The sequence below is a fragment of the Breoghania corrubedonensis genome (assembly GCF_003053845.1).
Taxonomy (GTDB): Bacteria; Pseudomonadota; Alphaproteobacteria; order Rhizobiales; family Stappiaceae; genus Breoghania; species Breoghania corrubedonensis.
Genome location: NZ_QAYG01000011.1, coordinates 60,496 through 83,641, shown reverse-complemented (window position 1 = coordinate 83,641; position 23,146 = coordinate 60,496). Strand labels below are relative to the sequence as shown.

General features: G+C 68.3%; 5 protein-coding genes. All 5 read left to right on the top strand.

Annotated features, from left to right (window positions below; translation table 11 throughout):
* Positions 1-135 precede the first annotated feature (135 nt).
* The 5 genes from C8N35_RS20630 to C8N35_RS20610 are packed head-to-tail and all read left to right on the top strand — an operon-like array spanning position 136 to position 23,126.
* Positions 136-5,085, top strand: coding sequence for a beta strand repeat-containing protein (locus tag C8N35_RS20630; RefSeq protein WP_107991632.1), 4,950 nt, complete (start codon positions 136-138; stop codon positions 5,083-5,085).
* Entirely contained in the window at positions 5,085-8,543 is a 3,459-nt protein-coding gene (locus C8N35_RS20625; RefSeq protein WP_107991631.1) for a hypothetical protein, read from the top strand. Before C8N35_RS20630 ends, C8N35_RS20625 begins: the two co-directional genes overlap by 1 nt.
* Entirely contained in the window at positions 8,540-9,919 is a 1,380-nt protein-coding gene (locus C8N35_RS20620) for a ComEC/Rec2 family competence protein (RefSeq protein ID WP_107991630.1), read from the top strand. The genes C8N35_RS20625 and C8N35_RS20620 overlap by 4 nt, the downstream gene beginning before the upstream one ends.
* Entirely contained in the window at positions 9,916-11,379 is a 1,464-nt protein-coding gene (locus C8N35_RS20615; protein WP_107991629.1) for a ComEC/Rec2 family competence protein, read from the top strand. The genes C8N35_RS20620 and C8N35_RS20615 overlap by 4 nt, the downstream gene beginning before the upstream one ends.
* Positions 11,376-23,126 (top strand): LysM peptidoglycan-binding domain-containing protein, encoded by an 11,751-nt coding sequence (locus C8N35_RS20610; RefSeq protein ID WP_107991628.1) that lies wholly within the window; start codon positions 11,376-11,378, stop codon positions 23,124-23,126. The genes C8N35_RS20615 and C8N35_RS20610 overlap by 4 nt, the downstream gene beginning before the upstream one ends.
* Positions 23,127-23,146: the final 20 nt, after the last annotated feature.

Sequence of the window (23,146 nt, the reverse complement as noted above, 5' to 3'; positions counted from 1 at the left end):
AGCCGTCGTTTCGGGTGTCCCTGACTGCGGGGCGAGCCCGAACCGCAGCGGCCGGATCCACGACACGGTGCCATTGCCGGTACCGACCAGGGGCATCGTCCCGCGGCCCGCGCCCTCGATCAAGCCGAGGTTCGCATGAGCGTTCCGGTGTTTTCCTCCGTGGTCTATCTCTCGCCCTGGCTGCCGTTGCCGCCGGGCTGGTCGAAGGTCGGGCTCGATGTCATCGTCGGCTCCGGCGCCCCGTTGGGGCAGGTTCTCGCGGGCCGGCTCAGACAGGGAGGTACGACGCTGAAGGTCGGTGTCGGCGCGGGGCCGACGGAAGTCGTGCTGGTGCCCGATGCGCCGCTTTCTGCCATGCTGGACTATGCGGTGGACGTGCAATGGGTGGCCAGCGGCACCAGTCCGGGATCGATCCAGTGGAATGCCGGCTCCTATGCGACGGCGCCGGTCGTGACCGCCACGGTGACGCTCGACGAGGCTTCCGTCAGCGGCTCGACGGTGAGCCTTGCCTGGGACTTCGGCTCCACCGCAACGCAGCCGGCCGGCGCCAACGTCTCCGCCTACAGCGACGCGGGGCGCTCCGTCGGTTTTACCCGCGTGCAGGGCACGAGCGGCACGTTGACGCTTTCCTCGTCCGCCACCCTCGGCGCCCAGCTCTACCTTCAGGCGGTGATGCCGATCGACGGCACGCCGGGGACGGGCTTCGTCGCCCCCTTCACCATGGGTCCGATCGTTTCCGGCAACCCGCTGCCGCTCGCGGCCCCCGCCGTCACCAGCGCGGATTTCGACGGAACGCGGGTCACCGTCGGCTGGACGCCGCCCTCCGCGCCGACGACCGGCGGCACCGTCGGCTACGACCTCGTCGTGCAGTCGGCCGGATCCGCCAGCCGGTTTGCGGCCGCTTCCTCCGGCGGGCTCGCCGTGCTCGGCGCCGGCGCCTCCTCCGCGCTCTCGATCTCCGGCGCGGTGCGCTTCGGGGCGATCGCCGGGGCGCCGGGAACCGCGCTCGATCTTCTCACGCAGGCGCCCGCGATCGATGCCATCGCGGTCAGCGGCACATCCGTTTCGGCCCGCGTCACCTTCCCCGCCGGCACGCCGTCGGGGGCGAGCGCCGCCGTGAAGCTGCTGCTCAACGGGGTCGAGAAGGGCTCGGCCACGGCGACCAGTTCCGGCGTGACCGTCTCGCTCGCCGGCCTGACCACCTCGCCCACCGACGGATGGACGGTGGTGGCCTCGATGGCGGCGACCGTTTCGGGCGCGGCGTTGACGGGACCAACGAGCCTGCCGGTTGAGGTGCTCGCAGCCCCTCCGGTCATTGATGCGATCACAATGGTTCCCGATGCCGGCGACAGCACGAAATGGGCGGTGACGGTGTCGGCGGGCGCGCCGCCGCCCGCGGGCGCATCGCTCGCGATCGCGCTCTCACAAGGGGGTACCGCCGTCGCCTCGCTGAGCCTTTCCGGCAGTGCGGTCGCCCGCTTCACGCTCGCGCAAGGCACAGCGGCGGCGAACACCATCGACGGCTCCACCGTCGCCCAGGCGACCGCGAGCCTGACCAACGGCCGCGCGACGAGCCCTTCGGCCGGCGCCACCTTCATCGGCTCCGCGCCGGTCATCTCGTCGGTGCAGAATATCGGCGCGAGCGATCCGACCGGACAGGCGCAGGGCCTGCAGCTCGATGTCGCGAGCGCGGAAAGCGGCAAGGCGCCTGTCGTGCGACTGATGGGCAACGGGGCGACGGTGGCGACCGCCTCCGGCACGTCCGGCGGCACCCACGTCAACCTCCCGCTCGACCGGCCGCTCGATCCCTCCATTTCGTGGACCGTGCAGGCGCGCTGGACGGGCGGCGGCGTCGATGCCTCGACCTTCGGCGGCTGGTCGGCGCCGGTGGCGGTTCTCACCGCGACGACGAGCGTCGTCTCCGCCGATTTCGACGCGGGAACGCTGGCGGTCGCGATCCAGCCGCCGCAAAGCTCAACGCCCGCGCAGGGCGCCTATATCTTCGCCTACGACGCCACGGGCGGCCAGGTCCGGGGTGCCAACGTTATCGGCACGCGCGCGACTATCGCGCTGACGCCCGGCACCGCGACGTGGCAGGCGGGCGCCAAGCCGTTCCAGCCGCTGCCGGCGAGCTCGAACAGCCGCACGATCGCGCCGAGTTCAGCGCTCGCGCCGCTGCTGCTCGATGCCCCGAGCTTGAGCCGGCTCGACTATGACGGCGCGGTCGTCTCCGCCGCCTGGTCGGTGGTTCAGGATGCGGCAGGCAACGACGCGACGGGCGCCGTCATCAAGGTATCCGACGGGGCGGGCAGCATCGTCACGCAGGCTGCCGGCAGCGGATCGGGCGAGGTCGCGGTCCAGCTGTCGCCGGGCGCGCAGGCAAGTGCGGCCGTCAGCGTGCGGGCGACGAGCGATGCCGGCGGCATTCATGCCTCCGGCGCCTATAGTGCTGCAGCGACGCCGCTGGTCGCCGCGCCGACCGTGGGCACCGTGTCGGTGGACGTGGCCGGCGGCACGGTCGCAGCCGTCCTCACCCCGCCCACCGACGTGCCGGCGGGCACCACCTATCAGGGCTGGCTGATGGCGGGCGATCATCAGGTGGCGGGGCCGGAAAGCGGCTCCACCAGCCTCGGCTTCACCTATGCGGCCGCCGGCGTATCGGGTCTTTCCATCGTCGCGCAGGCCACCGCCACCATCGACAGCATCGCGCTTACAGGCCCGAAAAGCGTTCCGGTGCCGGTGCTGGCGATCGCCCCGGAATTCGTCGGCGTGACGATCGCGCCGTCGACGACGGCCGGCGACTGGCAGCTTGATGCCGTTTGGGCGCCGCCGGCTGACGGCAGTGCGGTCACCACCTACACGCTGAAGCTCGACAAGGACGGGGGGACGAACGTCTTCGAACAATCGTTCGGCTCCGCCACCTCAGGCGCGAAGAGCTTTGCCGCCTCGGCGGTGAGCACGACCGCCGCCAACCCGCTGACGCTTTGGGCGACATCGGCCAACGGATCGACAACGCCTGCGGCGAGCCTCGATGTGTGGTTCGCCGCCCCCGCCTTCAGCGCGATGACGGCGGGCGCCACGCAGGTGACGGCGCAATGGAGCGCGGCGGCGGGGCCGGAGAATGCGGCCTATCGGCTGAACCTGCTCGATGCCGCGAACGGGGCGGTGCTGGCGGGCGTCACCACCACGGCCACCTCCGGCGGCATCGCAACCGGAGATCTGGGCCTTGATCCGGGCGGCAGCTACAAGCTCGCGCTGGCGGTGATTTCCGGGCCCGTCACCTTCGTTCCGGACGACGACGGCACGGCGAAAACGCGGCCCTCGCTGCTTCTGGCGCGCCCGCAAGGGCTCGTTGCGGCGACCGATGCGTCCACCCGCAAGGCAACGATAACCTGGCAGGCGGTGAGCGGGGCGAGCGGCTATACGGTGAGCTTCTCCGACGGGCGGGCGGCGGTCGCGGTCACAGCCGCCACATACGCGCTCACCACCGCGCTCGATCCCGGCGACGATCTCGCCGTTTCGGTGACGGCGAATATCGTCGCCGACGGCGTGACCTCCACCGGCCCGGCCTCGTCCTGGCTTGTCATTCCCACCGCAGCCCCCGCACTCACCTCGGCCGATTGCGACGGCGGCAGCGTCTCCGCCTCGTGGCAGGAGGTGGCCGGCGCGGTCGGCTATGTGGCGACCCTTCTCGACAAGGACGGGAATTCGGCCGGCACGAGCGCGCAGGTCGCGGCCTTGAGCGTCGTCTTCGACGCGACGCTCGAGGCTTCGAGCGGGCCCTATACGGTGGTGGTGCAGGCGGTGACGGCGGCGGGCACGGGGCTGCCTTCCGATGCGCTGCCGGTCTTTACCGCCGCCTGGTTCATCTCCACGCAGGCGCCGGCGGATGCGCCGCCCAACATCTACCCCGCCTCCACGCTGGCGCTGGAGCCGGAAGAGATCACGCTCTACCTGCCGGCGCTGGCGGCCCAGACGATCACGGTCGACCCGGTCGGGCCCTTCGCGCTCGCCGCCAACACCGATACCGGCAGCAAGGACGCCTTTCCCTACACGCTGACAATGGCCGCCGACAGCGACGTGTGGGCGTTCACCGCCGACGGCAATCCGTTGCCGCCGATCCGGCCGGACCTGAAGACGAACTACGTCAACTTCCTCAAGGCGGCGGAGACGGCGGGGGCCTCGCCTTCAGGCATCTCCATCCTGCAACAGGCGATTTCGCGCGGGATGCCGCAGACCTTCGACGAGAGCCACTATTACGCCTACGGGCTGGATCTCACGGGCGGCAAGGGCACGGGCTCGATCGATCTGCGTCAGGGGCTGGTGCTGCGGGTGGGCTTTGCCGACTACACCAACGTGTGGTCGGGCGATACCAACAGCTGGCTGAACGGTTTCGGCGGCGGCTCGCCCAACGACTACGACGTGGCGGACGGGCTGTCGGGCTCCGGCGCATGGCAGCTTTCCATGGATGCGTTTACCGCGCAGCTGACGGCGTCCGGCGCGATGACGGTGTCGCCGCCGACCACGCTCGTTTCCGCCGCAACGGCCGCAGGCGTTGCCGATGCCGCCGACCTGTTCTTTCCCGGCTTTCCCAATCCGTTCTACCGGCTGTTCTTTCCCGGCGAACTGCAGACCCCGACGAGCACCGGATCGGTCGCAACGACCTCCAATTTCGGGCTCGCCTCGGCCGCCACCTACACCGCGCTGGCATCAAGCAGCAACACGCCGGGCACGAACACGCCGGTCGCCTATTTCCGCGGCCGCGCGGTATTGCGGATGATGGTGCGCGTGCGCATCAACGACATGGAGCTGGTGGTACCGCTGGGCACGACGCTCGGCAATCTTCTCGACCGTTACGGCGTGCGCCCGCCGGCAAGCCCGGTAAAGCTCGCCGGTGTGAGCCTGGAGCGCGGCGGCGGGCCGGGCGTGGCGGTCTTCGGCACCTCCCCCACCCCGCCGGCCGCCGTCTACGACAGCGCGCGGCGCCACCGGGTGCGGCTCGACTGGGGCACCATGGCGACCTATGGCGGTCCGGTGGATGCCACCAACCTTCCGCTCCTGCACGGCGACAGGATCGAATTCTGATGGCAGCCGTCACCTTCGCCCAGGTCGGAACGCTCGCGCTCTACGCATCCAGCGCCTCGGCCGATGCCGGGGTGGCGGGCTACTGGGCGGGCTATCGGCCCTCGCCGGAGAGCTCATTCGGCGCGACGATGACGCTTCAGCAGAGCTGGGACGATATCGGCGGGAGCTATCTCTTCCTCGCCACAACACCCTCCGATTTCACTGTCTTTTCCGCCGCGCTCGATGCCTGGCTTTCGGCGCAGGGCGCGACGGCGCCGCGGTTTCTGTGGATTACAAATCCGGACGATCCCCATTTTTACTGGAAAACGACGGCGTGGTTCGCGACCGGTACCGCGTCAGGCGGCACAACGAGCTGGGCGCTCCACGGCGTCGCCGGTTTCGCGCTCGGCATCTACCGGCTCGACATCGCGGCCGGAACCGAGCTCACGCTGGACACGAGCGAGCCGGCGGGCGCGACGATCGCGGACGCCGAGGCGACGTTCCGCTCCGGCGGCGGATCATTCGGACCGACGGGGACGAGCGCCATCGGCTTTCAGGGCGCAGGCATCGGCGCGTGGACGGGAACGCTTTCGGTGGCCGCCGACGGGCTTGCGGATCTCGGCGTCGGCCTGCACTACGCGGTGCGCTACGCACTCAATCCGGCCGATCCACGGCTCGTGCCCGTCGACATGCCGGTTCTGGGAACCGCAAGTGCGGCTATCAGCCTTTCCGCCGCCTGGGACCCGATGTTCCCGATGGAACGGGCGCGGACAAGGTTTGTCTTTTCCGGCACGGCGCCAACGATCGATGCCGCTTTCGTCACCCAGCGCGGTTACGCGACGACGCTGACGCCCGCCGATGCCGCCGCGCCGCTCTGGCCGGGCGGGCTGATGTTCGCCCGCACGGCGACAAGGATCGACGCGACCTCGGACGGTGGCACGGATCTCTACAACATGACGCCGGACGGGGTGTTCTCGCTTGCCGTGGTGGCGCCTTCGGGCGGGGCGGGCTCGGGACTGACCGATCAGCTCATGCTCGGGCTTTCGGGACTTGAATCGACCGCACTTGGGAGCTCCGGAACTTCGATCCTGTTTGAGGCGGGAAAGCCGGCCTTCGCGCCCACCGCCATCCCCGGCGGCACGGTTCCGAGCGAGGGGGCGGAGCTCCTCACCGGGCTTGCCACCACCGCCTGGGTGGCGGTGCTGCCGCCGACATCCGGCCAATCGGGGCTCAGCTACTACGCCCAATCGCGCCAGTCGCCGCTCTTTCGGGGCACCGGCACCGCGACGCTCAGCTATATCGAGGTGCCGATCGCCCGGCTTTCGACATGGCAGACCGGCGGGGCGATGCCTGAGACCTATCCCGTTGGCGCCTATGCCGGGGTCAGCGAAACGGCCGCTGCGGCCGCCCGCGCGCTGGAACAGGCCGCCCTTGCGCCCGCGCGCCGGCAACTCATCACCGGCGCCCCGCCGGGGCTGGAGGACGTGGCGGACGATACGGACATGATCGCGGTGACGCCGCAGGGGCTCACCGTGACGCTTCCCTCCGATCTGTCGCAGATCGACCGGGTGGTGATCGCCAACCTGCCCGACGCGCCGGAGCCGCAGCTCGCCTTCACCGACATCGGCTCGGACTTCGAGGCCGCGCTTTTCACCAACCAGCTGTTCTTTGTCGTCTCCAATGTCACGACGTTTCTGGCGCAGGCAGCCTGCGTGCCGCCGTTCCTGCTCGATCTCGACGGCTGGGTGTTCCGTCTCAACCCCGATCACTGGCGCACGGGCGATGCGCCAACGATCATGGTGTGGAAATACGCCGACCGCGCGCTGGAAGCACTGGCGGCGGACGCCTCGAGCTGGGCCTGGCAGGCGGCGGCCGAAGACGATCAGGGAAGCGTGGTGCCGACATGGCGCACGCTCAACGCGATCATCGCCGAGGCGCGCAAGGCGGACGAGGACGACCCGGCAAGCCCCTATGCCCGCTTCTACCGCGATGTCATCGCCGATCCGGGCTGGAACGGGGTCCTGTTCCTGAACGCGCCGGTCGACCTCGCCGATCTGCCGCCCTCGCTGCGCTTCGTCGCCGCCGGGCTCGACCCGGACCGCTTCTACGCCCACCACGTGGGGGCGAGCGTCACGCCGTTCGACCCGACCACCACGCCCATCACCTTGAAGAAGACCAGCGTCTTCGGGCTGATCAACTACACCGATACAGTGGATCTGGTGCCGAGCGAGACGCTGCCGTTCGAGTTCAAGACGATGCAGCTGATGGCGCGTTTCGCCAACGCGCATCTGGCGGAGTTCTCCACCCAGGTGGAAATCTCGATGAACCGGCTGTTTGCGGCCTCGCTCGCCAAGCAGGACACGCTCAACGGCAACAACCTGATGATTTCCGGCGCGCTGCAAAAGAGCGGCGGCGCACCGGCCTACGCCTTCACGCTGCTGGCGCAAAACCGCTATGCGGCGCTTTTCTCCGCGCTGACCACTATCGAGATCACCTCGGTCCGCATCGAGACGCTGGCCAACCCGACGCCGACACGCGTTGCGACCAACTTCGTTCTCGGCGGAAAGCTGCGCTTCTTCGCGCCCGATGGCTTCGATCTGTTCGGCTACGGCCTCGCGCCGGCTGAAACCGAGGGAGACCCGCCCTTCGACGGCTATCTGGTCTTCAACCAGCTCGTCGCGACGATGGATTTCGACATCTCCGATCCGCAAACGCAGATCTGGACCGTGAACGAGACCGGCATCGGCTTCGATCTGCCCAATTCGGTATCGCGGCCCGACAGTCTGGTGGCGTGCTTTCCGATCACCGTGCGCTCGCTGGTCTCAAGCCCGGATTTGGCGCCAGAGGGCGGGGAGCCGGAAGGCGTTGCGCCGGAGGAGATGGGCTATCTCTCGATCTCCGCACCGCTCGACCAGGTGCCGATGGTCGCGCCGTGGTACGGGCTGGTGCTGTCGATCGATCTGGGCAGTCTCGGCGCGCTGGCGGGGTCCGCCGGCATCAAGGCGGAAATCCTGACGGCCTGGATGCCGGGCGCGCGCGACGGCGACCTGCCGGTCTATCTCGGCCTGAAGATCCCGGGCACGGAGCCGCGCAGCGGCAGCTTTCCGTTGCAGGGGGTTCTGAAGCTCGGCTTCAAGAGCTTCATCTTCTCCACCTACGAGCAGAACGGCCAGCGGGCCTATCTGCTGACCCTGTCGCGTTTCGCGCTTTCCGTGCTGGGTTTCTCGTTCCCGCCGGGAAATCTGGATCTGAGCCTGTTCGGCGGGCCTGAAGGCCGCTCCACGGGCCAACTCGGCTGGCTGGGCGCCTATGTCGATCCGGATGCGAGGAAGGAGAAGGAAACGCGACAGACGCGGATCGCGGGGCCAAAGACGGCAACCGGGACGGCCGCGCCCCCAGCCCTTCCCGCACCCACCCAAAGCCCCCGGAAGGTGCGGCGCAAGCGGCTCGGCCGCCTCGGCGGGAGGGGCAAGCCATGACGGTCAGCGGCATCAACTTCCACGTGCTCGACGTGGGCCAGGGGGCCTGCAACTTCGTCGAGATCCTCAACGAGGACGGGCTCGTCTCGCACATCCTGCTGATCGACCTCGGCACGGTTTCCACGCGCAAGACGGCGGAGGACAATATCGCGTGGCTGCGGGAGCAGATCGAGAACAACGACCAGTATCTCGATGCGCTGATCATGACCCACGGCGACCACGACCACTACAACCTGATCGCCAAGATCCTGCCGGCCTTCGGACCGCCCGACGGCAACCAGATCGGCATGGTGCGCTATGGCGGGCCGGACTGGCGGTATGCCACCGGCAAGCTGATCCGCACGCTCGGGCGCTACACCGGAGACATCGGCGGCTTCGCGCCCTCGCAGACCGGCTACGATCCGGACCGGGAGGAGAAGTGGGAGCCGATCTGGCAGACGGGCACGGATATCGATGACGTTTTCCTGCAGCTGATCATCGCGGACGTTCCCCATCCGCATGATCCGGCGAACCTCTACGCGGTCAGACGGCCGAAGATGAACGGCGAGGCGGTCAACACGAAGTCGGTCGTCATGGGGCTGCAATGGCGCGACGACTGGTTCGTCGCCACGGGCGACGCAACGGCCACGACGCTTGGCGCGGTCACCGAACTTCTGGAACTGGAAACGGATCCACTGCCGGCCACGTTGATGATGACCATGCCGCATCACGGCAGCCGCAAGACCACCTATGACCTGCAGAAGGCCAACAACATCCCCGGCTTCGAGGCCCGCATGGTGGTGGGAGAGTTTCTCGACCTGTTCACGCCGTCGAGCGTCTCGATCAGCGCGGACGACAAGAATTTCCATCACCCCTCGCTGTATCTGACCGAACAGTTTTCAACGAAGCTGAACCCGGCGACGCCTCCCCTGTGGGGGGATCCCGAACTGGCCGCGGGCTATCACTTCCTGACCTCCTGGATCGATCTGGCAATCACCCCTGTTTTTCTCGAACCGCGCTGGCCGGCCAACTGGCTCTACGGCACGACCAGGACCGCTGCGAACGTCTTCTGCACCTATTACTTCTCGAGCAGGCAATACAATTCCGAGAATTACGGCCAGTACATCGCCCCTCCCCTGCCGAGCTATCCGACGCAGGACTTTGAGGCGCAGGACGACGTGCCGGCGGGGCGCAACTGGCAGTTCAGCCGGGATGGGCATGGGTTCACGGTGACCTCCACGCCCAACCCCTCCCACCGGGTGAGAGCCGTGGCCGTGGCCGGGGGCGGGGCCGGGGGCGGCGCCCGCTCCGCATCGCCGCGCAGCGCCACCACGACGGCCGGCAGGGCGATACGGGCGGCAGTCCCCCTCGTCTCCGGCCGGAGGAGGCGGCAATGACGGTCGGCAGCATCACCTTCCATGTGCTCGATGTCGGCCAGGGGGCCTGCAACTTCGTCGAGATCTTCGACGAGGACGGCCTCGTCTCGCACATCATGCTGATCGATCTGGGCACCAATTCCAGCCAGAAGATCGCGACCGAGAACGTCGCGTGGCTGCGCGAGCAGATCGAGAACAACAACAACTATCTCGACGTGCTGGTGCTCACCCACGGCGACACCGACCACTACAACATGATCGCCAAGATCCTGCCGGCCTTCGGGCCGCCGGCGGGCAACCAGATCGGCATGGTGCGCTATGGCGGGCCGGCGTGGCGCTACAAGCGCGGCGCCCTGATCACGACGCTGGGCGGATACACCGGCGACATCGGCAGCTTCACGCCCCGCCAGACGAGCTACGACCTCTACGAAGACCCGAAATGGGAGCCGATCTGGCAGACGGGAGACGAGGCGGACGACGCCTTCCTCCAGCTCATCATCGCCAACACGCCGCATCCGCGAGATCCGGCGAGCTTCGCCAAGTACCAGTCGATGAACGCGGAGGCGGTGAACACCAAGTCCGTGGTTCTCGGGCTCGAATGGGACGGCCACTGGATCGTCGCGACGGGTGACGCCACCTCCACCACGCTCGGCGCGATCGACGACCTGTTGGAGAACGAGGACGACCTCCCGACCACGTTCATGATGACGGTGCCGCATCACGGCAGCCGCAAGACGACCTACGACCTGAAACTCGCCAACGACATTCCCAGCGGGCTCGCGCGTGGCGTCGTCGACGACTTCCTGATGCGGTTCGAACCCTACACCTATTCCATCAGCGCCGGCGAGAAGCGCCATCATCATCCATCGATGTATCTGGTGGAGCAGTTCGCGGACAACATCTATTCGGATGTCAGCTATTGGGGCGATCCGGACCTCGACAACGGCCGGCACTTCCTGACGTCGTGGATCGATCTGACCGTCACCGGCCATGCCGTCGCGCCCGCCTGGCCGCCGGGCGCGCGCTGGCAATACGCGACCACGCAGACGCGCCAGAATGTCTATTCCACGCTCTATTTCAAGGACGCCCAGTACAATCGGATCGACTACGACCGCTATATCGCGCCGCCTTTACCGGCAGCGCCTTCCGGCGACGACGAGATCGACGACGTGCCGGCCGGCCGGAACTGGGAATTCCGGATGGACGACGAGGCGCTGCACGTGGGCTCCAGCGAGAACGAGGCGCGTGCCAAGGCCGAGCGGGCCGACGTGGCGCGCTCGGTCTTCGCGGGGCCGCGAGCCGCCTTCACCGCCGCCGGCCGGACCCTGCGCAGGGCAGGCACGGCGGCATCGGCGATCCGCCTGCCGCGCCCGCCATGCGCAGGGTTCTCCCGGCTGGCCGCGCGAAGCGCAGAGGCGCACGCAGTTTCCGTCCCGTCCAACGCAACCGGCCGCCTTCGCGGCCTTAAGGTGATCGCATGAACCTTACGAGCGTCGTCGCGGCGCTCAATGCCGCGATCTCCAATACAGGCACGATCGATCTCTACACCGCCTCCGGCGATGCGGCGCTGGCCGATCTGCGGCCGCTGCTGGCGCGCTTCGGCATCACCTCCAGCTTCACCGTGTCTTCCGCACGGCTCCTGCCGGGCTCAACCTCTGCAACGCTGAACGGTACGGCGACATGGGGCCTGCCCGATGCGCCGGCGGCCAATCTCGGGCCCGTTGCCGTGCGGCTCGACTGCGTCGGCACGGACGATGTCGCCTTCATCCTCGCCTTCACGATGACCCGGGCGGGCTGGACCTTCGGCGCGACGTTTGCCGGCCTGCCGCAGACGATGATGGTTCAGAACCAGTCGGTGCAGCCCGGGCCGTCGTTCCTCACCGACATCCGGCTCGACAACGCGACCTTTACCGGCACGACGACGCAAGCCGCGGGACTGACGATCACCGGCGCGCTGCCGCTCACAAGCTTCTGGGAGCCGTGGGCGAGCCTCGTCACGCCGTGGCCGCTGCAGCTTTCCGGCTCGGCCGTGCTGCCGTCGAGCTACGACGGCGTACCGGATCTGAACCTTCTCGCCACCTCGCCGACCGCCTCGATACCGCTTTCCAATCCGCTGCTGGAGCTGGGCGGGCTGAGGCTCGGCGATGTCGGTTTCGCGCTCACCTCCGCACCCGCCGATCCCGACGACCCGGACGAGATCCCGGCGTTTTCGCAACTGACGCTGACCGGCCGGCTGCAGGTGGGCGGGCTCGTCACCCGGATCTCGTGCCCACTGCTTTCGACCGGAAACCTGTGGCACTTCCTGGTGGAGTTCGAGGACGGCAGCATCGTGGAGGGCATGAACCAGCTCGCCAAGCTGTTCGGGCTGCCGGAGCTGCCGACCCCGCCGGACTTCCTGCCGATCCCGGAATTCCGGTTCGACAGCATCGAGTTCTACGTCGACCCGGGACGGCATCTGACCGATTTCAAGGTCACCTATATCGCGGTCTCGATCATATCCGTGAAGCCGTGGACGGCGCCGATGCCGTTCATCGCGCTGGAGGATGTCGGCATCAGCTGGGTGTGGGGTTCGACGCCGGTGCAGGGCACGCAGACGGGCTGGCTGGCGGCCTCGGTATTCGGCACCGTCGCCTTCCAGACAACCGATCCGGTCCATATCGACGGCGCGGTGAACATTCCCGGCTGGTCGGCGATGGCATCCTTGCGCGAGGGCGACGTGATCCCCATCGGGCAGGCGTTCCGCAACTATTTCGGCGATCCGGGGCCGCCGACGGAAAGCGACATGAACATCGTCGGTCTTTCCGTGGAGGCCGACCCGCAGGAACAGTCCTACTACGCCTCCGCCGACATCATCTTCGGCGATCCGCCGACGCTGTCGCTGGAGCGCCAGATCGACGGCAGCTTCATGCTGACGGGCGACGAAGACCCGCCCGAACAGGGCTGGACCATCGATCTCGTCGTCACCACGATCACGCTGCGCGAGCTGAATTTCGAGATCGCGCTGGTGAGCGGGGAGCTTTCCGGCGGCATCGCGGCGACGTTCCTGTTCGAAGACGGCGGCACGCCCGGCGCGCCGCAACCGCCGGCCTTCATGCTGTCGGCCGAATATCCCGGTCCAGCCGCGACCAACCCGGAAGGCTGGACCTTCTCCGGCACCCTGCTGCCCGGCGCCTCCATCGACCTGACCGCGATGGTCTCGCGCTTCCTCGGTCAGAGCGACGTGCCCGACTGGGTGCCGACGCTCACCATCGACCGGCTCTATTTCTCCTTCAACACCGGCACGCCGACGGCCTATGCCTTCGGCGGCACGATTTCCGGGCGCTGGCAGCCGGAGATCTTCGGCACGACGCTGAAGATCTCCGCCGCGACCGCGCTCGACATGGCCAAGGCCGGCAACAGCGATACCGCGTCGGGCAAGCTCGCCGGCCTGTTCGCCATCAACAAGCTGGAGCTTTCCGCAGGCCTTACCCTGGGCGTGCCGGAGCCGACCTACCAGTTCCGCGTCAGCTTCGACGGCGTGTGGTTCCAGGCCTCCACCTCGTGGCGCGGGGAAGATCCGAACCGGCACCAGGTGATCAGCCTGCAGCTCGGCGGGGTCACGATCGGCGACATTCTGGAATATCTGGTCAATCTCGCCGCCCCCACGCTGGGCTATTCGCTCGACCCGCCGTGGGACATTCTCAACCGCATCGAGCTGTCGCGCTTCACGCTGACGCTGGACCCTCAGGAGAGCACGGTCGAGCTGGTCTATGCGGCGAATGCCGATCTGGTGTTCATGCGGCTCGACACGATCGGCGTGCGCTACACGCGCGGCGAGAATTCCGGCGTGTCGCTGATCCTTACCGGCTCGCTGCTGGGCCAGCGCTACGACGGCGACGATCTGGAATGGGATGTGATCGACGGCTCGCCGCCGGAGCTGCCGGGGGCCGGCGAGGTCTTCATCCGGCTTCGCTACCTGGGCCTCGGCCAGCGGGTGCAGCTGACGCGGCTGCCGGACACCGTGGCGGAAACGCTGGCGCTGCTGGAGGGCGAACTTCAGGAGCCGGAAGCCGGGCAGAACCCGCTCACCGGCCAGGGGGTGGAATGGAGCCCTCAGAGCCAGTGGCTGATCGGCCTCGACGTGACGCTGCTCGACACCGTCGATCTCGGCTTCATCTTCAACGATCCCTGGCTCTACGGGCTTTCGATCGCGCTCGGCGGCGAGGAGGCCGGCAGCCTCGCCGGCCTGCGCTTCGAGATCCTCTACAAGAAGATTTCCGACACGGTCGGCATGTTCCGCATCGAGCTGTCGCTGCCCGAGGCCTTCCGCCATCTGGAATTCGGCGAAGTCTCGGTGACGCTGGGCGTCGTCGTCGTGGAGATCTACACCAACGGCAACTTCAAGATCGATCTGGGCTTTCCCTATGACCGCAATTTCGACCGCAGCTTCTCCGTGGAGGTCTTTCCGTTCCTCGGTCGCGGCGGCATCTATTTCGGGCTCCTGAACGGCACCACCTCGCGTTCGGTACCGAAGGTCACGAACGGCGATTTCTCGCCGGTGATCGAACTCGGCATCGGGCTTGCCGTGGGCGTGGGCAAGGATGTCTCCCTCGGGCCGCTGTCGGGCGGCATCTACGTGCAGGTGGAGGTGATTTTCCAGGGCACGCTCGCCTGGTTCCACCCGCAGGCGGCGGGCTCGTCCACCGATGTCTACTACTGGGCGCAGGGCGTCGCCGCCATCCACGGCAAGCTCTACGGCAAGATCGATTTCAAGGTCATCAAGGTTTCGGTGACGCTGGAGGCCTATGCGGCGGCGACCGCGACCTTCGAGGCCTACCGCCCGACAATCTTCGCGCTGGAAGTGGAGGTGCGCGCGGAAGCGGAAGTGAAGATCCTGTTCGTCAAGATCTCCTTCAGCTTCGAGGTGGATCTCGACGTCAGCTTCACCGTCGGTAGCGAGCGGCCGACGCCGTGGATCCTGAGCCCCGACCAGTCCGGCGGCACGCTGTCGGCCCCCTCCCCGACCATGCTGATGCTGGGCGCGGAGCCGGCCTCGCGCCATGCCCAGCGGCTTTCCTCGCGCGGGCGGATGATGCGGCGTGCACGGCCGCCGCGCCGCCGGCCGGACCGGCGCCGCGCAGCGCTTGCCGCTCATCACCGCAACCGGCTGCTGGCCCGGGCGGTGGCGCAAGGGGCGAGCTTCGACGCCGATGTCGACACGCTCGACTGGCAGCCGACGAAGGCGGTCTTTTCCGACGCGCCGCGCACCGCCTCGCTGTTCCTGCTGCCGTCGTTCACCGTGGGCGACGTGCCGCTTTCCTGGTCGGACACGCCGCCTGAGACGGGATCGAGCGACTACCGCTTTTCCGTGCAGCTTTTCGCGCCCACCGGCGTCTCGCCCGATGCGCTGAACGCCGCGCAGGGAAAGCGCCGTTCGGCCGCGATGGCCGTTCATGCCCGCGACGAGGACGATTTCGACGCGCTGGCCGCCGACATTCTCATTCAGGGCCTGCTGCTCTATGCGCTCTATGCGATCCCGCAAGGACCGGAAAGCCCAAGCGACACGGTGACGGCCGGCCAGCTTTCCTGGCTCGGCCAGATGCTGGAGGACCCGGCCGCCGCAAGCCCCGGCTTTACCGCCGACATGCTGTCGCAGTTCTTCGACACCAACATCCATCTGGCGATTTCGGGCGTGCCGGAGAGCGGCCAAAACGGCGATGATCCTGACGAACAGGTCAGCATGGCGATGGCCGTGCCGCCGTTCCTGAGCTGGACGTCGCCGCAGACGGGGCCGGTCGATTTCGCCACCGACAACAAGATCGGCCCGCTTTATCTGTGGGGCGTTCAGGCGGCGGCCGCGCTGTTCTCGCCGACCGGCACGATCCCGCCCGGCCCGCCGGAGGACCCGCTTTCCGACTATGTCTCCTTCGCCGAACATCTCTTCAGCGACTGGAACCTGCTGGTGGCGCGCTCCGCCGTGCGTGAGGCGGCCGCACAACTCGACGGGCGAAAGCTTCAGGCGGCGAGCGCGACCGACACGCTGACCTCGCTCGCCCAAGGCCTGCCGACGGCGACGATCACCTATCCGGTTCGGCCCGGCGACACGGTGGAGACGGTCGCGGACGCGCTTGGGGCGACGGTGGAGGAGCTGACCTTCCTCAACCCCGGCCTTGCCGATACGCTGCGCGACACCGCGCCCGGCGGCACCGTCGACGTGGTGCTCGGCATCTCGCCGGAGGTTCTCGCCCTCGACAACCCGGACGCGACGCTGAAGAAGAAGAGCCTCGCGCTCGGCGATCTCACCGTACCCGTGACGGCGACCGACACGCTGAACGGACTGGCTGCGCGCTACAACACCACGGCCGTGGCGATCATGAGCGTCACGGGGCAGGATATCGACGCCAAGCTGCTGGCGCCGGGCGCGGCCTTCGATGCGCCGGCGACCGACTGGACGGCGGCACCTGCCGGCTGCACCGCGCTCAGAGCGGCGGCGACCTTCTACATCCGCTATGCCGGCGTGCCGGTCGGCGACGACCCGGCAGCCGCAGCCTGCGCCTGGTACGCGCAGGCGGTGGCGGATCTCAATGCCTCCGTTCTCGACGGCACGATCATCGATCCGCGCTCGCAGGAATTGCCGCCGGGCATCGCGCTGCAGATCCCCACTGCCTATCTCGACGCGACGGCGGCCACGACCGGAACCACCACCGTTCCCGGCGACACGCTGGCGCGCATCGGAGCGGCGCTCAATCTGGAGCAGAACGAGGCAACAACGGCGGGCAACAACGGCTGGCCGGCGTTCCGCGACGGGGTCGGCACGATTACCGGCGGGTTCTCCATCCCGGCCTATACGGGCGTCGCGGTCGCGACCGGCGAGACGCTTGCGACGCTGGCCCGGCGCACCGTGGTCAACTGGGTATCGGACGGTGCCAATCCGCCCGCATGGAGCGCGGACTGGGCGGGCCTTGCCGGCTGGATCGGCGCGGACACGATCCTTGCCCCGCTGGCGCTGATCACCGTGCCGGACGTGACCACGGACGACACGACCACCTACACCTTCGCCAGCCTCGCCGCCGCCTTCGCCGTCCCGATCAGCGATGCGGGCGGGCGGCTTGCGGACGTTGCCGGCCTCGTGGAGGGAGAGGCGCTGACGGTGAAGCACCTGCCGGCCGATACGGTGGAAAGCCTCGTCGGCCTCGTCAGCGCCCATTCGACCGCCAACATCGCCAGCGAAGCCTCGCGCATGTTCGCCTCCGGCCAGCAGATCCCCGTTCCCGAAGAGGGCGAGGACGGGCACGTCCACGCCTCCGACAGTGCGGTGGCGCCGCTTCTCGACGAAAGCCGGCAGCAATGGGACCTCGCCGTCGATCCCGATCAGCCGGACGCCGACGCCCTCAGCCTGGAGATCACCTCGCAAGCCGACTGGATCACGCTCTTCGACAGCACGGTCGTGGGATCCGGCGAGGACGAAACATCATTGCGCGCCCGCGTGCCGGATGCCTTCTCGCCCGCGCTCAACCGCGCGCTTTCCTCGGGCCGGATGCTGCCGGCGGGCGCGGTACTGCATGCGGCGGAGACCGACAGCCTCAGCTATTCGGCGACCAACAGCGAGGTGATCGCAGCGGTGCCGGCGACCTCGCTCGCCTGGGAGCCCTATCGCGGACCGGCGGCCATCGCGGTCAAGGGCGAGAGCCCGGTCACCTACGGGCTTGCCGAGCACATCGCGCTGCAAACAGCGATCGCGCTGCCGGTGCCGGGCTTCGACCCGGCCGCCAACACGCTGTCGATCCACCCCTTCCCCGCCGCGCTTGCCGCACGTGCGACGGAAGGCTCGACCAAGGCCTACATGGTCTATGCGGGGCTGACCGACAGCACCGATGCCGCGCCCTTCCCCAATTCCACCTTCGTTGCCTCCATCACCTTCACCGTGCGCCACGTGGCCGAGACGCCGGGGGTCTATCAGCTCGACGGGGCGGATGTGGAGCAGGTCGGGCTGCTGCTCGACCTCGTCACCTATCTGGCCGATCCCGACACCCCGGCCGGCACCCTCGCCCATATCGCCATGGCGCCGTCGGTCACGGCCGGAGACCCGGACGGACTGGCGCTCGTCGATGGCAACGCCTGGCTGATCAAGAGCAATCTCTCCACCATCTCCGTGCCCTCCGGCGGCAACGCGTTCGTGGCGCGGGACGAGGACGAGACGCTGCCGCTGGTGCGCGCGGACCTGACGAGCCCGGAGGATTTCGCGCTGCTGCTGTGGGAGGGCACCACGGTTGGCGGGGCGGGCTACACGTTCGGTATCGATGGCGGCATCAGCGACGGCGCGTTCGATGCCTCCGACCAGGCGAGCCTGCAACTCGTCGTCATCGCCGGCGAACAGCAGGCGGCGGCGCCTTCCGGCCGCACGTTGCTGTCGTTCAACACCGGCGTGATCGCGGTCGATCAGGGGATCGCCGACGGGGCGACGCTGTTTGCGGAAGCCTTTGACAGCGCGGACCCGGCGGATTTCGTCGCCCAGGCGCTGCTGCCAGCCGGCAGCTTCGGCTTCGACATGACGCTGACGCGGCCGATCGTTCCGACCGGCACCGTGGACCACGAGAAAGCCTTCCGCCAGCAGTACAGCCTCGTCACCGCGATCTCGACCGCGTCCGACGACTGTCCCTATGTCATTCCCGCCTCGGGCCTTCCGGCGGCGCCCCAGGCCTCGGACGGGGTTGAGCTTGAAGCGTGGAAGCGGGCCCGCGCGAAGCGGCGGCGGGCGCTGGAAGAGAGCGATCCCTCCCCCTACTGGGCCTATCAGACGGTGCTGCCGGTCTATCGCTTCGGCCCGGCCTCGGTCGCGCCCGAGGTTGCCGGCCTGCCGCTTCCCGCCGACGATCCCTATCGCGGTCTCGGCGGGGCTTCGAGCGCCCCGCAGGTGGATTTCCAGATCGGTTTCGGCGACGTGCAGGGCAACCGCACGGCAAGTGCCGACGACAAGCCGCTGCCGGTGCCGGTCGGCTACACCGATCCCTTGCAGGGGCCGACAAGCTGGCCGGCCGTCAACGCGTCGTGGGGCATTGCCAAGCCGGAAAGCGACGTGACGCTGTCGATCACCTTCGCCGCCAAGGCGCAGGCGCTGATGCCGTCCGTCTCCCAGCGCGGCGATGCGATGGTTCAGGCGGCCGTTCGCCAGCAGGCGCAATACGCGACGATCTATTACCAGTACGTTCAGCCGAACATGACCGTGACGGCGGAAACGACGCTGGCGGCAGGCTCCAGCCTCACGCTTTCCGGTGCAGACCAGCTGAAGGCGCTGGCGGCGGGCGGCTATCTCGTCGCCTCCGGTGCGGCAGGCTATGGCGTCGTGCTGCCGGCCACCGACACACTCACCAACATCGTCGCAAGCTACGGCATCGGCTGGGAGGCGCTTGCGAGCGTCAATGCCGACGTGCCGCTTGCCGCGATCTTCGGCGAAAACGTCGCCCTGACCGTGCCGGCCTACCGGGTGATGACGGCGGGCGCGAGCGCGCAGTCGATCGCCGCCTCGCCGCAGACCGGCTGGCCGACGCCGACGGCAACCGAGATCCTGTCGGCGAGCGAGAACCAGGACGACCTGCCGCTGAAACTGGGCGCGGTGCTCGCCTATACGGCCCGTGCGCTCACGCTGCCGGACACGGCGCCGGTGCTCGCCACGGTGGCGGCGGCGGAGGCAACGAGCGCCGGCTGGCTCGCCGCAGACAGCGCGGGCGACGCGATCCTCGTCAACGATTTCACCTTCACCGTGGACGGGGTGAGCGTCACCGTTGGCCAGACGACGCTGCCCGGCGGCGGCACGGTGGCGACCTTCGCGGACGCGGTGACGGCCTTCGCCGATCTCGGCATCCACCTCAACGCCTATGATCTGGGCGAGAGCTACGCCGGTGAAACCGGCATGCTGATCGCCTCGGCCACCGCCCACAGCGCGCACTACGTGGTGACGGGCGAGGCGACGCTCGCCGACAACCCCAGCGGCGCCGCGACCGCCGATCTGATTTCGAACAATCTGACCACACCCGATCTCTTCGAGGCCGGAGCGCTCATCTATCTGGGCGATTTCGGTGCCTGCTCGCCGGCAACCGTCACGCCGGCAGCCGGCGACCTTCTCGGCGAATTCGCGGCGCGCTACGGCTGTCCGCCGGCCGCGCTGCTTTCCGCCAATGCTGGCCTCACCGTCATTTCCGCCAACCGGCTCGCCATTCCCGGCGCGGTCACCCTGCCCGCCGCCGACACGTTGTTCGTGCCCTACACGCTGCGCTCCACCGACACGCTGTCGCGCATCGCAGCCGGCTTCGCACTTTCGGACGAACCCGACAAGGCGACAGATCTCGCCGAGCGCAACCGCAACATGCCGGGGACGGTTACTCAGGGACTGACCTTCAATGTGGACGTGGACGGCACGGAGGTGCCCGTCGACACGGATGGGCTGACGACGTTCCAGGCCGTGCTGGACGATGTGCAGCAGACCGCGCCGACCGCAACGATGGCCGAAGTCGCCGCAGCCTTCGATACGGCCGGGCGGCTGGCCGCGGGCGGGCTGCTCGTCTGTCCGCCTGTGGCGCTGGCGGGCGACACGAAACCTTCCGCCATTGCCGGCCTTTACGGCGTCACGGGAGCGGCCTTCGGGCTCGCCAATGCCGGCGTTCCGGGGCTTCTGGTCGAGGGTGTGGAGCTATCGGCGCCGGATCCCGCCATCGCCAGCGTCACCATTGCCGCGCACGATACGCTCAACAGCGCGGTCGGCCGGTTCAACGCGCTCTATCTGGAGGCCGGCTTGCCTGCGACGGCCACCGTCGCCTCGGTGATTGACGACAATGCTGAGAAGGCGCTGTTCGTCGAAGGCGCCACGGCGGTGCTGCCGCCAGCCGACATCACGCTCTCGTCAACCTTCACGCCCGCCTATCCCGGTGCCGCCTTCGCGCTCACCGTGGAGATGACGGTGGCGCGGCCGCACGAACTGGTCCATGACGACTTCACCGGCACTTCGGTGGAGAGCGTCACCGCGTCAATCGCCGCCCCCTCTTCCGGCGCCTCGCTCAACTTCAACGACTTCGAGGAGGCGCTGACCGACGCGCTGGAGGACATCCGGCTCGCAACCGCCAGAATGCCCGATCACGCCGCCGATCTGTGGGCGGTCGATTTCGGCAGCGCCGGCATCACCTCGGTCGATATCGCGCGCACGGTGACGTTCGGCTCGGACAAGCTCGCCCGGATGATCGCGCTGGCACCGCTTTACGGCGCGCTGGTCTCGCGCGCCGGCGTCTCCATCGAACCGCTTGAAAACGGCAGCCTCGATCCCGCCCAGGCGGTCGATATGGACTATCAGGGCATCGACGTGGAAATCTGGGCCGGACGCTTCCTGGCCGATTTCGACCGGATGCTGAGCCCGGCCAATGCCGCCGCGATCAACGACATCGCGGAGCTGCAGGCCCAGTTCCAGCGCATGATGGGCGCCAAGCGGACGCTGCAAGGCGCCATCCCGGCAGATCTCGAAGGCGTCTTCCTCGTCAATCCGTCCTCCGGCCCGACCCTGCCGCGCGCGGTGACCGACCAGAACCTTTCAGCGGGCCTTGTCGAGGCGAAAGAGATCTTCGGCCAGGCGCTGGGCGTCTCGCTGGCCTCGGGCTGGGAGACGGCCGCGATCGTCCAGTACGACGCGACCGTCAACAGCGCCTGGACGCGGAGCACAAATCCGGACGGCACCGCCGCGCTCTATGGCGAAGGACGCAGCACCGACGACCAGCAGAGCGCAGACGACACGCGCAGCTGGCGGCTGGCCTCCGCAAAGGTCGATCTTGCGGAAACCGCGCCCTTCCTGACGCTGCCGCTTTCCGTCTCCGATCCCGGCGCGCAATCGCATGTGGCGCTCGATCTCGTCTACACGGTCTCCAACCTGGAGATCCATCGCAAGCCCGTGGATGTCGCGACGGGCTACACCGCGTCGGACTGGCTGGCGATGACGCCGGTGCTTTCGGGCGACGAGATCCCGGCCGCGCTCGACGTCGCGCTCGGGCCGAGCGACGTGCCGATACCGCTCAAGGCATTTCCAGCGCTCCCGATCATCGTCTCGCAATCGGGCAACGGCGATCCGGCCGTACCCGTGACGCTTGACACGGCGGCTCTGTGGACCTTCGATTTCGCCTATTCGCACGAGCACGCCGCGCAGGATCACGTGGTGCTGACGGCGGAGTTCAACCTTTCCCCGCCGCCGCAAGGCCGCATGCTGGCGGGCGAGAACGAGGACCTGTTCACGGCGCTGGCGCAATACGTGGCTGTGTCGGACGACCTCAACGGTCTGCTGACCGGGCTCACCGATCCCAGGAGCACCGTCGAACCGGCGACCCTTGTCGCCGCCGTGACCACCTTCGCCGATCTCGCCGACGACGTCGCCTCGCTGTGGTCGGTGCGGCTTCCCAACTCGGGTGGCGTGGCGGAGAGTGGCGGCGACGACTGGGTGGCGGCGGAAAGCTACCCCGTTTCGGCCGCGTTGCAGACGGCGCAGGGCGCGCTCGAAAGCTATACGCTGACACGGCTGGAAACGGAAACCGGCGCCGATCTCGGCTGGCCGGACGTGTTGGTAAAAGCGCTCGACGGGAGTTGGGTGACACTCGTCGGCCAGACGCCCGCAGGCTCCAGCCGGGTCTATCTGCCGCCCGACGGCGAGACGATCCTGCTGCCATCGACGCGGACCTTCTCCATCGGCTGGCCGGGGCTCAATGTCGGCGAACGGCAGAACGCCCGCATCGAGCTGGAGGTGATCCGCAACGCCGATCTGCTGGGTCCCGACGGCCCCGCCACGGCGGAAGCCTTCGTCTACCGCACGGCGCTCGTCACCGCGACGGACATCGTGACGCCGGGCATCACGCGAACCGATCCGCTGCCGATCGCCGGCGACAGCGTGGAGGCAGCCCTGCAATCGGCTTTCGACACGCTCTTCCCCGAAACCACGCGGCCGGACGATCTGAAGCTCACCTTCGGGCTCTTCTACGGCTACACGCTGGTGGCCGGCGACGATCCGCTGGTGAGCGAGCTTGCCGTCGGGCTGCTGCCCGACACAACGCTCGACAGCGGAACGGCGGAGACCATTTCCGATGCGCTGACGAGCTGGCAAGACAAGGTGAAGCCCGCGACGGATGGCGGGCGCTGGATCATCTCGTTGATGCTCTATTCATCGTACGACCCGGGCAAGCGGGTTCTGCTCTCGCTGGAACGGCTGAGCTATGAAATCGGATAGCACGCGACACCCTCGGGGCT